Here is a 12,947-nt window from a genome sequence, read left to right as displayed (position 1 = left end):
TTAAATGCATATGTTTGTTTTTATTATGTCCAGTATATCTTGAGATGGGATATCTTCAAGGTCATGCGATGATGAAATACATGCTATCTGATTCTTCCCATATCCACCAATCAATCCCGGGTCTGTCGGGCCATACAACGTAATATTGGGGCGATCCAATGCGGCGGTTAAATGGCTGAGACCTGTATCAACCGACACCACAAATTTTGCTCCCGCCAGGATGCGAGCAACCTCTTCCAGACTCATCCGCGGCAGGACATCGACGTAAGGAAAACCTTCCGCCAGCCTTTTGGCGCGCTCTTCTTCATGAGGGGCGCCCCAGGGGAGTTTAATACGGATGCCCGTATTATTTAACAGCCCAATCAGCTCCCGCCAGTTGGCTTCTGGCCAGTGCTTATCATCACGTGTTGTGGCATGCAGAAATACGGCATATTGGCCTGTATCAGCATTACATTCATTCACAAAATGCTGAGCGATAGCGTAATCACCCTGCGATTGCGGTTTGGCATATCCCAGACTTTTGGCGAACAATTCACGCGTACGTTCTACCGCATGCTGCTGTTTAGCAATGTGATGTTTGCGATTATAAAACAGGCTAGCCAGCGGCTCGCGGGCCGTACTCCAGTCCATACCATGCTTGACGCCACGTGCCAGACGCGTCACCAACGCCGCACTTTTAACCAGACCCTGCGCATCAATTATCGCGTCATACTGCTGCAAACGTACCGCATCGCGAAACGCTTTACGCTCGGCTTTAATCGGCGCTGAAAACCAGGCTTTACGCCAGCGGCGAATCGCCACTGGGATGACCCGGTCAACGGCTGCATGCCAGGAAGGGATCTGCGCGAATCCTTCTTCTACCACCCAATCAAATTGAATGCCTGGAATAGCCTGCTGCGCATCGGTTAATGCGGGCAACGTATGCAGTACATCGCCCATAGACGACGTTTTAACGATCAGAACCCGCATCCGTCAGGCTTCCTCTTGTAACAACAGGTCGTTGAGTTCTTCCAGTACACGCTGGGGTGTGATGTCAATCAGGCTTTGGTGATAGCCTTCTGCCGCATCGCCCTTGCGCACTTTGTGATAGCCCGTAATCAGACGAATGACCCGTGCTTTGTGCGACAACGGCGGGGTAAAGTCCGGACTACTTGGGCCATACAACGCTACCAGAGGTCGATTCAACGCTGCGGCAACGTGCATTAATCCAGAGTCGTTGGTGACGACCGCTTTGCAGGCGGCGAGCAGAATAACGGCCTGCTCCAGCTGCGTTTCGCCCGCCAGATTACGACACCAGGCCTGCTGCTCAACGCTTAACGTTGCCAGGATTTCATTTCCGGCTTCATGATCTTTTGCCGAGCCAAACAGTACAATCTGATGACCTTCGTCGATCAGCTGTTTTGCCAGTTCAGCATAATGGTAGTGTGGCCAGCGTTTCGCCGGACCAAATTCCGCACCCGGGCAAAAACCGATGATGGGGCGTTCGGCAGAAAGGGAGAACTGACTACAGGTCAGAGACTTTTCACCTTCGCTGACCTGCAACTGTGGCCACAGCAGAGGCTGCGGCAAATCTTTAGCCGACAGCATCACACCTTTATCGTAGGCCAGGGCCACATAGCGTTCGACCATCAGCGGCCATGCGTCTTTGTCCAGCACGCGCGCATCGTTGAGCAAGCCGTAGCGCATTTCACCACGCCAACCGGTACGATGTGGAATACCTGCAAAAAAGGGCACCAGCGCGGATTTAAACGAGTTAGGCAGCACATAAGCGCGGTCATAGCGCTTCTCACGCAGGCTATGACCGAGCTTACGCCGTTCGCCAATTTCCAGAGCGCCATGCCCAAGCGGCATCGCGATCGCTTCATTGACTTCCGGCATCCGCGACAGCAGCGGACGGCACCATGCAGGTGCCATCACGTCGATTATCGCCTGGGGATAGCGCGCCTTGAGCGTGCGATAGAGACTTTGCGACATCATCATGTCGCCCACCCATGACGGGCCAACCACCAGAATCCTCATAGATTGCCTGCCTTATGCGTCGCGGTTCAGCCAGGCCATATATTCCGTTACGCCTTCAGCAACGGTCTTAAACGGCTTGTCATAGCCCGCGGCGCGCAGGTTGGTCAGGTCTGCCTGAGTAAACGCCTGGTAGCGGCCTTTCAGTTTTTCCGGGAATGGAATGTACTCAATGCTGCCTTTTTTGTGGTACGCCAGCGTTGCGTCAGCAACGGCCTGGAAAGATTCTGCGCGACCGGTACCGAGGTTAAAGATGCCTGATACCCCGTTTTCCAGGAACCACAGGTTTACCGCAGCCACATCGCCAACATAAACGAAATCACGTTTGAAGTTTTCGCTGCCTTCGAACAGTTTTGGTGTTTCGCCATTGTTAAGCTGGGTATTGAGGTGGAAAGCAACGCTTGCCATGCTGCCTTTGTGGCCTTCACGCGGTCCGTAGACGTTGAAATAGCGGAAGCCAACAATTTGTGAGTTGGCTTCTGGCAGGATCTGACGCACGTACTCGTCGAACAGGAATTTTGAGTAGCCATAGACGTTCAGCGGTTTCTCATATTCACGGGATTCGATGAAATCAGAAGTGCGACCGCCATAGGTGGCGGCAGAGGATGCGTACAGGAACGGGATTTCACGCTCCAGGCAGTAGTGCAGTAGCTCTTTGGAGTATTGATAGTTGTTATCCATCATATACTTGCCGTCCCACTCGGTGGTGGAAGAGCATGCGCCTTCGTGGAAAATCGCTTCGATATCGCCGAAATCTTCCCCGGCCATAATCTGGATCAGGAAGTCTTCCTTGTCCATGTAGTCAGCAATATTCAGATCCACCAGGTTAACAAACTTGGTGCCGTCTTTCAGGTTGTCCACCACCAGGATGTCGGTGATGCCTTTATCATTCAGGGACTTAACGATGTTGCTGCCGATAAAGCCCGCGCCGCCGGTAACGATGATCATAAATGTAACCTTCGAATTATGGAGTCAGAGACAATCTCAGACACGAATACTTTCTATCATATCACTACATGGCTCAGGCTTCAGCCATTCACCGATAAGCCGTGCGGGTACACGTGATTTATGCTTCATTTTGAAGAAGTGATGATGCGTCATCTCGTATCAACGTATAGCTTTGGGTAATATGTGCTGAAATTTGCCCAGTCTGGAGAATTGAAATGCGTGGGGATTTTTACAAACAGTTAACCAACGATCTCGACACCGCACGTGCGGAAGGATTGTTTAAAGAAGAGCGCATTATTACATCTGCCCAGCAGGCGGATATCACCGTGGCGGACGGAAGCCACGTTATTAACTTTTGTGCGAACAACTATCTGGGACTGGCTAATCATCCAGAACTGATTGCAGCAGCAAAAGCGGGTATGTATTCTCACGGATTTGGTATGGCTTCGGTTCGCTTTATTTGCGGTACCCAGGATAGCCATAAGCAACTGGAGCAAAAACTGGCGGCATTCCTCGGTATGGAAGATGCCATCCTTTACTCTTCCTGCTTCGACGCCAATGGCGGCCTGTTTGAAACGCTGCTGGGCGCAGAAGACGCAATTATTTCCGATGCCCTGAACCACGCTTCTATCATTGATGGCGTTCGTCTGTGTAAAGCAAAACGTTTCCGTTACGCCAACAACGATATGGTGGAACTGGAAGCTCGCCTGAAAGAAGCACGTGAAGCGGGCGCTCGTCATATCCTGATCGCCACTGATGGCGTGTTCTCTATGGATGGTGTGATCGCTAACCTGAAAGGCGTTTGCGATCTGGCGGATAAATACGACGCGCTGGTCATGGTTGATGATTCCCATGCCGTCGGTTTTGTCGGCGAAAATGGTCGTGGCTCCCATGAATACTGTGACGTGATGGGTCGCGTGGACATCATCACCGGTACGCTGGGTAAAGCACTCGGCGGCGCATCCGGTGGTTACACCGCAGCGCGCAAAGAAGTTGTTGAGTGGCTGCGTCAGCGTTCCCGTCCTTATTTGTTCTCCAACTCACTGGCGCCAGCGATTGTTGCGGCCTCCATTAAAGTGCTGGAAATGGTTGAGGCTGGCAGCGACCTGCGCGACCGCCTGTGGGCGAACGCACGTCAGTTCCGCGAGCAAATGTCTGCCGCTGGCTTTACGTTAGCCGGTGCGGATCACGCGATCATCCCGGTGATGTTGGGTGATGCAGTAGTGGCGCAGGCGTTCGCCCGCGAGCTGCAAAAAGAGGGGATTTACGTTACCGGATTCTTCTATCCGGTGGTTCCAAAAGGCCAGGCGCGTATCCGTACCCAGATGTCTGCGGCGCATACCCCTGAGCAGATTACGCGTGCTGTTGAGGCGTTCACACGCATTGGTAAACAACTGGGCGTTATTGCCTGAGGATGTGAAATGAAAGCGTTATCCAAACTGAAAGCGGAAGAGGGCATTTGGATGACTGACGTTCCTGAACCGGAAGTCGGTCATAACGATTTGCTGATTAAAATCCGTAAAACAGCCATCTGCGGGACTGACGTTCACATTTATAACTGGGATGAATGGTCGCAAAAAACCATCCCAGTACCGATGGTCGTTGGGCATGAATATGTCGGCGAAGTTGTTGGCATCGGCCAGGAAGTTAAAGGCTTTAAAATCGGCGATCGTGTTTCTGGTGAGGGTCATATCACCTGCGGACATTGCCGTAACTGCCGCGGTGGACGTACTCATCTGTGCCGCAATACCACCGGTGTCGGTGTAAACCGTCCGGGCTGCTTTGCGGAGTACCTGGTGATCCCGGCATTTAACGCATTTAAAATCCCGGACAATATCTCCGACGACCTGGCGTCTATCTTCGATCCGTTCGGTAATGCAGTGCACACGGCGCTGTCGTTCGATCTGGTTGGGGAAGATGTACTGGTGTCCGGTGCGGGTCCAATCGGTATTATGGCGGCGGCGGTCGCGAAGCACGTTGGCGCACGCCACGTGGTGATCACCGACGTTAATGAGTATCGCCTTGAGCTGGCGCGCAAAATGGGTATCACTCGCGCGGTCAACGTATCGAAAGAGAATCTGACCGACGTGATGGCTGAACTGGGTATGACCGAGGGGTTTGATGTGGGCCTGGAGATGTCCGGGGCGCCGCCAGCGTTTCGCGCTATGCTGGACACCATGAATCACGGTGGCCGTATTGCTATGCTGGGTATTCCGCCATCTGATATGTCCATCGACTGGACCAAAGTTATCTTTAAAGGACTGTTTATTAAAGGTATCTACGGTCGTGAGATGTTTGAGACATGGTACAAAATGGCTGCACTGATCCAGTCTGGTCTGGATTTGTCGCCGATCATCACCCACCGATTCTCCATCGATGAATTCCAGCAGGGCTTTGACGCGATGCGTTCAGGCCAGTCAGGGAAAGTGATCCTGAGCTGGGATTAACCGTATCCACCCTGTGGATTCTGTGTGTTGTCCCCGGATGTTGATTATCATTAATCATCCGGGGCGTTTTTTGCCTGCACAATCTCTCCCGCCCGGTGCATTTTCCGCTAAAGAATTAATAATTTTTTCTGAAAATCTACCGCTTAATATGCTAAAAAGTGCCGATTACTCTATTGTCTGGCTGGATTTGATATGACCTATATCCCTGGTCTCCTGAGCGTCATTATGCCGCTTTACAACACGGGTGAACCGTTCATTGCGTGTATGGATTCGCTGATTGCGCAAACCTGGAAGAACCTGGAGATCATCATTGTTAATGATGGCTCTACGGATAACTCTGCGGAGCTTGCTCAGTCTTATGCGGATCGTTATCCGCACGTTCATCTGCTGCACCAGCGCAATGGGGGCGTTTCGGCGGCGCGCAATACCGGTATGAAAGTCGCCAGGGGGGAGTACATCGCGTACGTAGACGGCGATGATATTGCCTACCCGGAAATGTATGAAACGCTGATGACTATGGCGCTGAAAGACAACCTGGATGTTGCGCAGTGCAACGCTGATTGGTGTATTGCGGAAACCGGCCACACTTGGGCATCCATTCCTACCGATCGTATTCGTTCTACCGGCGTGATGACCGGGCCAGACTGGTTACGCAAAGCGTTAGCCAGCCGCCGTTGGCGACACGTTGTCTGGATGGGCGTTTATCGTCATCAGACTATCCGCGACGCGGGGCTGACCTTCCTGTCTGGCCTGCATCACCAGGATATTATCTGGACGACGGAGTTTATGTTTAATGCGAAGCGCGCGCGTTACACGGAAATCCCTCTGTATAAATACTTCCTGCACGGCGCATCTGTTAGCCGTCTGCCGCGCACCGGGCTGAAAAACCTCGCTTACCAGCGCCACTACATCAAAATTACCCGTCTGCTGGATAAGATGAATCACGACTACGCCGGGCGTATTCCCATTTACCCGGAATTCAAACAGCAGGTGATTTACGAAGCGCTGCGCGTTTGTCATTGCATACGTAAAGAGCCAGACGAGAAAATCCGCCAGCGCATGATTGCTGAAGTATTCGTGTCGGGTATGTTCAAGCGTATGGTAAGCAATATTTGCAGCGTTAAGCTGGGCTATCAGGTGCTGTTGTGGGCCATCCGCTTTAGCCAGTGGCGCGATAAAGCACTGACGCCGCGCCGCCTGGCTCATTTAACGCTGGATAGCAAAGAGTGATTATTGCCAGCCCTGCCACTGCAGGCGCATATACTGCACCAGCGTGCTTTGGGTAATGCTTTCGCCGAGCACGCTGAAGAAGCGGCTGGCGTACACTGGTTCTAACGGCTGCTTCGGTTTGCATAATTTCACCCCGCGGAAAGGATTACGCGGCGCATCAGGTGTACCGTTCTTCGGTGGCGTGAGGTTTGGTCTGGAGGTATCCACCTGCGGTTCATTGAGCAGGCTGCTTGGGCGAACCAACGTGATGTCGGCTGGCAGGCTATACAGCATCTGCTGCAGGACACGAACCGTAGACGGGTGAGGGTGGCCAATGGCGATTGCGGAACCGTTGCGGCGCGCCAGCTCGACGGCACGATTAAACTGACGGCGAATATCGGCTTCGTTTTGCGTGTCATCCAGGAAGACTTTGCGTTTGATGACTTTCACACCGGTCCCTGACGCTGCGCGCATTGCCTGGCTGTTACCAATGGTCATGCTGTCCAGGAAGTAGAGATCGTAGCGCTCCAGCGCCTGCATCACCTTCTGCATGCCAAACAGGCTGGAGGTCATCGCGCTGCCCATATGGTTGTTCAGACCGACCGCATTCGGTACTTTGCTTACTGCGTCGCGAATAATTCGCTCAATCTCTTCGCTGCTCATTTCAGGGCGTAAAGTATCTTTCTCTAACGGCTGCTTGCTCAGCGGTGCCATTGGCAGATGGATTAAGACTTCATGCCCGCTGTTATGCGCTTTGATTGCCATTTCACGCGCATGTGGGGCGTTAGGCAGAACGGCAACGGAGATGGTAGAAGGCATCGCCAGTACCTGGTTTTCAGTGTGTGGGCGATAGCCGAAATCATCAATGACGATGGCGAGTTTGCCAGCAAAAACAGGTGTTGCGAAGGCCAGCAGGCTGGCGAGAGAGAGTAGTAGACGACGAAATTGTTGTGGCAAAACTTATCTTCCCAACCACGGCTGTGGATTGACCGCCTGACCCTGGCGACGAATTTCGAAATAGAGTGCCGGCCTGCCCTGACCGCCGCTGCTACCCACTAGTGCTATAGGCTGCCCGGCGCGAACCTGCGTACCGACGCTGACCAGTGCGCTCTGGTTATAACCGTACAGGCTCATATCGCCTTTACCGTGCTCAACGACGACCACCAGGCCATAGCCCTGCAACCAGTCCGCCAGAATGACGCGACCATCGGCAATGGCTTTAACTTCGGTGCCTTCGGATGCACCAATAACCATCCCCTTCCAACGTAGCTCACCCTGCAGTTGTTCGCCATAACGATGTAGGGTTGGACCCCGAACGGGCCAGAATGCCTGGCCGCGTGGCGAACCCAAACCGCCGGTACGTGACATCAGAGATTTTTCACTTTCGGTCGGTTTGTAGGTTGAGCCTTTCCGTGATGCATCCTGTTGCTTATCGCGTACGGCCTGCGCCTCGCGGGCTTCACGTTCCGCGCGTGCTTTGGCTGCGGCTTCGGCGCGAGCAATGCTGTTGCGCAGGCGCGATTCGTTGGCGCGCATTTCGCCTAGCTGCTGCTGACCCTGTTGAATCGATGATTCCAGACTCGAAAGCGTTTTCTGGCGTTCGTTACGTGCCTGTTCCAGCTTAGCCTGCTGAGCGCGCTGTTCGTACAGTAGCGTCTGCTGTTCGCTCTGCTTATCTTCCAGCTCGGCTTTTTGCGAGTCGACTTCTTCGCGGGTTTGTTTCAGCTGCGCGATAGTTTCTTGCCTCGCCTGGTTCAGGTAGCCGAAATAGGCTTGCAGGCGCTGTCCGCGCTGGCTTTCTTCGCCGCTAAGGATGAGCTGAATACCGGTGTGTTCACCCTGGCGAAACGCGGCGTCTAACTGGGCTGCCAGACTGCGCTCTTGCGCTGCTCGTTGCTTTTCCAGCTTCGCGAGTGCTGCGTTCATCTCTGCGATTTGCGCGTTCAGTTGTGCCAGTGAGTTCTGCGTTTCGCGTAACTGCCTTGCGGCAACGGCGATGGCTTGTTCCTGAGCTTTAAGCTGAGCGAGGAGAGTGGAACGTTGTTGTTGCTGTTGGCGTACCGCGCGTTCTTTTGCCGCGATATCGGCCTGAATAGATTTGAGCTGGTCGCGTTCGTCCGCGTGGGCGGAAAAGGCGCACAGCAATACGCCAGCGCTAAGCGCGCTGGCGTAGAACAAGGGCCTGACTGAAAACTTACGCGGTTTCACGGCCCGAGTGATGGTATTAATCGCCTTTCCCCTCATGGGGAGGGATTATTCCACGATGAACAGCGGCTTACCAGTCATCTCTTGCGGGATTTCCATACCCATCAGCGTCAGCATCGTTGGGGCGATATCAGAAAGTTTGCCGCCTTCGACTGCTTTGACGTTCTTACCACCGACATAAATCAGCGGAACGGGCAGGTTGGTATGTGCAGTATGTGCCTGACCGGTGGACGGATCACGCATCTGCTCTGCGTTACCGTGGTCTGCGGTGATCAGCAACTGGCCGCCAACGGACTCAACCGCTTTAGTCACCTGCTCAACGCAGTGATCCAGCGCTTCAACCGCTTTAACCGCTGCTTCCATCACCCCGGTGTGACCAACCATGTCGCCGTTCGGGTAGTTACAAATGATGGTGTCGTATTTACCGCTCTCAATCGCTGCAACCAGCTTCTCGGTCAGTTCAGCAGAGCTCATTTCCGGCTGCAGATCGTAGGTCGCAACTTTCGGAGAGTTGATCAGGATGCGGTCTTCGCCTTTGAACGGCTCTTCTACGCCGCCGTTGAAGAAGAAGGTCACGTGCGCATATTTTTCAGTTTCGGAAATACGCAGCTGCGTTTTTTCGTTCTTCGCCATCCACTCACCAAAGGTGTTGGCCAGAGAGGCTGGTGGGTAAGCAACCGCAGTTTTGATGTCTGCCGCGTATTCGGTCAGCATCACAAAGTTGAGGTTAACGACTTTCTTACGGGCGAAGCCGTCGAAATCAGCGTTAACAAACGCACGGGTGATTTCACGCGCACGGTCAGCACGGAAGTTCATGAAAATCAGCGTATCGCCATCTTCCATAGCAGCATCTGCCTGACCTTCGGCACGGATCACGGTCGCTTTGACGAATTCGTCGTTTTCGTCGCGGGCATAAGCAGCCTGCAGACCTTCAACCGCCGTAGCGAACTGGAACTCGCCCTTCGCCAGCGTCATCAGATCGTAAGCCTGTTCTACGCGATCCCAACGGTTGTCGCGGTCCATAGCGTAGTAACGACCGATGATGGACGCTACGCGGCCTTTGCCCAGCGCGGCAAATTTCTCTTCGAATTTCTGCAGTGAATGTTCAGCGCTGCGCGGCGGGGTATCACGACCATCAAGGAAAGCGTGCAGATAGATTTTTTCAGCGCCGCGTTCAGCGGCCATTTCTACCATCGCCATGATGTGATCTTCGTGGCTGTGAACGCCGCCAGCAGAGAGCAGACCCATGATGTGTACCGCTTTCCCGGCATTTTTTGCCTGGTCGACCGCATCGGTCAGCACCGGGTTAGCGAAGAAAGTACGTTCTTTGATTTCAACGTCCAGACGGGTAAGGTCCTGATACACGATACGGCCCGCGCCCAGGTTGACGTGACCCACTTCGGAGTTGCCCATCTGGCGATCGGGCAGGCCGACTTCCAGACCGGACGCATCAATCAGGGTATGCGGACGTTTTGCCCACAGCGCATCCATTACCGGGGTTTTAGCACTAAAAATGGCGTTATCCTGGCTGTCTTCGCGATAGCCGTAGCCATCCAGAATTACCAGTACCATAGGTTTTTTAGAAACCGACATTGCGACAACCTCACACTCAAGAGATAAAAAATAATTGCGTAATTTTACTACAGCTGAATCGATAAAGTAGCCCCCGAAGATCAAATAATGGGGGATCGCGTGCCAGGGGGAACACCGATTTACATTTTTTTTTCCGTAGCGCCCCGCAAAAATGCAATCCAATGCACGCTCTGGCTGTATTTGCGCCAACGCGCAGGTATACTCCTTTCCTGGTTTTTTTAATCACTGAGTCGGGAGTTGTTACCCCCCATGCAAGAAATTATGCAATTTGTTAGTCGCCACCCTGTCTTGAGTATCGCCTGGATTGCGTTACTGGCGGCTGTATTATTTACCACGTTTAAGAGCCTGACCTCAAAAGTGAAGGTGATTACTCGCGGCGAAGCTACACGTCTCATCAACAAAGAAGACGCCGTTGTTGTGGATTTACGCCAGCGCGACGACTTCCGCAAAGGCCATATCGCAGGCTCCACTAACCTGCTGCCGAGCGAAATCAAAGCCAACAATTTTGGCGAACTTGAAAAACACAAAAACAAACCTGTGATTGTGGTTGATGGTTCAGGCATGCAGTGCCAGGATTCAGCAACTGCGCTGATTAAAGCCGGTTTTGAGCAAGTATCCGTACTGAAAGACGGCGTAGCGGGCTGGAGTGGTGAGAATCTGCCACTGGTTCGCGGCAAGTAATTTACCCATCTTCTTTCATGCCGCAGGGTAAAAAGAACACTGGAGATAAGTCATGGCCAATATTGAGATCTACACCAAAGCAACCTGCCCGTTTTGCCATCGCGCAAAAGCGCTGTTGAACAGCAAGGGTGTGAGTTTCCAGGAGCTTCCGATTGACGGCGATGCCGTAAAGCGTGAAGAGATGATCAAGCGCAGTGGCCGTACGACGGTTCCGCAGATTTTTATTGATGCACAGCACATTGGCGGTTGTGACGACTTGTATGCGTTGGATGCGCGTGGTGGACTGGATCCCCTGCTGCAATAAGGCGTACTGAAAGTATTTAAAGGACAACACTAAGGGTTTTCTAAACATGTCAGAACAAAATAACACTGAAATGGCTTTCCAGATCCAACGTATCTATACCAAGGATGTGTCTTTCGAAGCGCCAAATGCACCGCATGTTTTCCAGAAAGATTGGCAGCCAGAGGTTAAACTTGATCTTGATACCGCATCTACCCAACTGGCAGATGACGTGTATGAAGTAGTGCTGCGTGTCACCGTAACGGCTTCCCTGGGTGAAGAAACTGCGTTCCTGTGCGAAGTTCAGCAGGGCGGTATTTTCTCCATCAGTGGTATCGAAGGGACTCAGATGGCGCATTGCCTGGGCGCATACTGCCCGAACATTCTGTTCCCGTATGCCCGCGAATGCATCACTAGCTTGGTTTCACGCGGTACGTTCCCGCAACTGAACCTTGCGCCGGTCAACTTTGATGCGCTGTTCATGAACTATTTACAGCAGCAGGCTGGCGAAGGTACTGAAGAACATCAGGATGCCTGATGAACCAAAGTAATGCTTCAATGACTGTGATTGGTGCCGGCTCGTACGGCACCGCTCTTGCCATCACCCTGGCAAGAAATGGCCATCAGGTTGTCCTGTGGGGCCATGATCCGAAACATATCGCGACCCTTGAGCACGATCGCTGCAACGTCGCGTTCCTTCCTGATGTGCCTTTTCCTGACACACTGCGCCTGGAAAGTGATTTAGCCACTGCGCTGGCCGCCAGTCGTAATATTCTGGTGGTGGTGCCGAGCCACGTCTTTGGCGAAGTGCTGCGAAACATCAAACCATTGATGCGTCCTGACGCACGACTGGTCTGGGCGACAAAAGGTCTGGAGGCGGAAACGGGGCGTCTGCTGCAGGACGTCGCGCGTGAAGCGCTGGGGGATTCTATTCCACTGGCGGTTATTTCCGGCCCGACGTTCGCCAAAGAGCTGGCTGCGGGCATGCCGACGGCGATTTCTCTGGCCTCGACGGACGACGCCTTTGCTGACGATCTCCAGCAGTTGCTGCACTGCGGCAAAAGCTTTCGCGTTTACAGCAACCCGGATTTCATTGGCGTGCAGCTTGGCGGCGCGGTGAAAAACGTCATTGCGATTGGTGCGGGGATGTCTGACGGCATCGGTTTTGGCGCGAATGCGCGTACCGCATTGATCACCCGTGGACTGACCGAAATGTCTCGCCTTGGCGCGGCGCTGGGTGCCGATCCTGCCACCTTTATGGGGATGGCGGGTTTAGGCGATCTGGTGCTGACCTGCACCGACAACCAGTCGCGTAACCGTCGTTTTGGCATGATGCTCGGCCAGGGTATGGACGTGCAGGGCGCGCAGGACAAGATTGGTCAGGTGGTTGAAGGCTATCGCAATACGAAAGAAGTTCGTGAATTGGCGCACCGTTTTGGTGTCGAGATGCCAATAACCGAGGAAATTTATCAAGTATTGTATTGCGGAAAAAACGCGCGCGAGGCAGCATTGACGTTATTAGGTCGTGCGCGCAAGGACGAGCGAAGCAGCCACTAGCCGTAAGGAAC

The 12,947-nt window shown here is 53.3% G+C and carries 13 protein-coding genes; 7 read left to right on the top strand and 6 right to left on the bottom strand.

Annotated elements, in window-relative coordinates:
• The 3 genes from rfaC to rfaD are packed head-to-tail and all read right to left on the bottom strand — an operon-like array spanning nt 1 to nt 2,964.
• Nucleotides 1-969 (bottom strand): lipopolysaccharide heptosyltransferase RfaC, encoded by a 969-nt coding sequence (rfaC, locus tag OGV57_RS22910; RefSeq protein WP_054528886.1) that lies wholly within the window; start codon nt 967-969, stop codon nt 1-3.
• Nucleotides 970-972: 3 nt separating this feature from the next.
• The gene (rfaF, locus tag OGV57_RS22905; protein WP_003837632.1) at nt 973-2,019 is read right to left on the bottom strand and encodes an ADP-heptose--LPS heptosyltransferase RfaF; all 1,047 of its coding nucleotides are present in this window, start codon (nt 2,017-2,019) and stop codon (nt 973-975) included.
• Between the two features lie 12 nt (nt 2,020-2,031).
• Entirely contained in the window at nt 2,032-2,964 is a 933-nt protein-coding gene (gene rfaD / locus OGV57_RS22900; RefSeq protein WP_003827312.1) for an ADP-glyceromanno-heptose 6-epimerase, read from the bottom strand.
• 215 nt (nt 2,965-3,179) lie between these two features.
• Between rfaD and kbl the strand changes: the two genes are divergently transcribed.
• The 3 genes from kbl (at nt 3,180) to OGV57_RS22885 (ending at nt 6,641) form a co-directional block, all read left to right on the top strand.
• The gene (kbl, locus tag OGV57_RS22895) at nt 3,180-4,376 is read left to right on the top strand and encodes a glycine C-acetyltransferase (protein WP_054528885.1); all 1,197 of its coding nucleotides are present in this window, start codon (nt 3,180-3,182) and stop codon (nt 4,374-4,376) included.
• Between the two features lie 9 nt (nt 4,377-4,385).
• The gene (tdh, locus tag OGV57_RS22890) at nt 4,386-5,411 is read left to right on the top strand and encodes an L-threonine 3-dehydrogenase (protein ID WP_003024132.1); all 1,026 of its coding nucleotides are present in this window, start codon (nt 4,386-4,388) and stop codon (nt 5,409-5,411) included.
• A 192-nt stretch (nt 5,412-5,603) separates the two neighbouring features.
• Nucleotides 5,604-6,641 carry a glycosyltransferase gene (locus OGV57_RS22885; RefSeq protein ID WP_003024135.1) on the top strand — a complete coding sequence of 346 codons (1,038 nt, stop codon included), beginning with the start codon at nt 5,604-5,606 and terminating at the stop codon, nt 6,639-6,641.
• Here the strand turns inward: OGV57_RS22885 and OGV57_RS22880 are convergent, their stop codons facing one another.
• The 3 genes from OGV57_RS22880 to gpmM are packed head-to-tail and all read right to left on the bottom strand — an operon-like array spanning nt 6,642 to nt 10,418.
• The gene (locus tag OGV57_RS22880; RefSeq protein ID WP_003024138.1) at nt 6,642-7,577 is read right to left on the bottom strand and encodes a divergent polysaccharide deacetylase family protein; all 936 of its coding nucleotides are present in this window, start codon (nt 7,575-7,577) and stop codon (nt 6,642-6,644) included.
• A 3-nt stretch (nt 7,578-7,580) separates the two neighbouring features.
• Nucleotides 7,581-8,840 carry a murein hydrolase activator EnvC gene (gene envC, locus OGV57_RS22875; protein WP_229235822.1) on the bottom strand — a complete coding sequence of 420 codons (1,260 nt, stop codon included), beginning with the start codon at nt 8,838-8,840 and terminating at the stop codon, nt 7,581-7,583.
• 33 nt (nt 8,841-8,873) lie between these two features.
• Nucleotides 8,874-10,418 carry a 2,3-bisphosphoglycerate-independent phosphoglycerate mutase gene (gene gpmM / locus OGV57_RS22870; protein WP_003837640.1) on the bottom strand — a complete coding sequence of 515 codons (1,545 nt, stop codon included), beginning with the start codon at nt 10,416-10,418 and terminating at the stop codon, nt 8,874-8,876.
• Nucleotides 10,419-10,667: 249 nt separating this feature from the next.
• On the opposite strand from gpmM, the gene OGV57_RS22865 reads away from it, so the two are divergent.
• From OGV57_RS22865 to gpsA, 4 genes are read left to right on the top strand one after another with little or no spacing between them, the layout of a single operon-like run.
• Nucleotides 10,668-11,099, top strand: coding sequence for a rhodanese-like domain-containing protein (locus OGV57_RS22865; protein WP_003024148.1), 432 nt, complete (start codon nt 10,668-10,670; stop codon nt 11,097-11,099).
• Between the two features lie 52 nt (nt 11,100-11,151).
• Complete coding sequence (grxC, locus tag OGV57_RS22860) at nt 11,152-11,403, top strand: glutaredoxin 3 (protein ID WP_003844542.1); 252 nt, start codon at nt 11,152-11,154, stop codon at nt 11,401-11,403.
• Nucleotides 11,404-11,449: 46 nt separating this feature from the next.
• Nucleotides 11,450-11,917: a protein-export chaperone SecB gene (gene secB / locus OGV57_RS22855; protein ID WP_003024155.1), complete on the top strand. Its 468-nt coding sequence runs from the start codon at nt 11,450-11,452 to the stop codon at nt 11,915-11,917.
• A complete protein-coding gene (gene gpsA, locus OGV57_RS22850) occupies nt 11,917-12,936 on the top strand; it encodes an NAD(P)H-dependent glycerol-3-phosphate dehydrogenase (RefSeq protein WP_003844543.1) in 1,020 nt (339 codons plus the stop codon). Before secB ends, gpsA begins: the two co-directional genes overlap by 1 nt.
• Nucleotides 12,937-12,947 lie beyond the last annotated feature (11 nt).

Origin of the sequence: Citrobacter sp. Cf087 (genome assembly GCF_030334285.1) — a bacterium.
In the GTDB taxonomy this organism is placed as follows: Bacteria; Pseudomonadota; Gammaproteobacteria; order Enterobacterales; family Enterobacteriaceae; genus Citrobacter; species Citrobacter freundii.
Note: the sequence above shows the minus strand (reverse complement) of the source record. Positions and strands in the feature narration are given on the sequence as shown.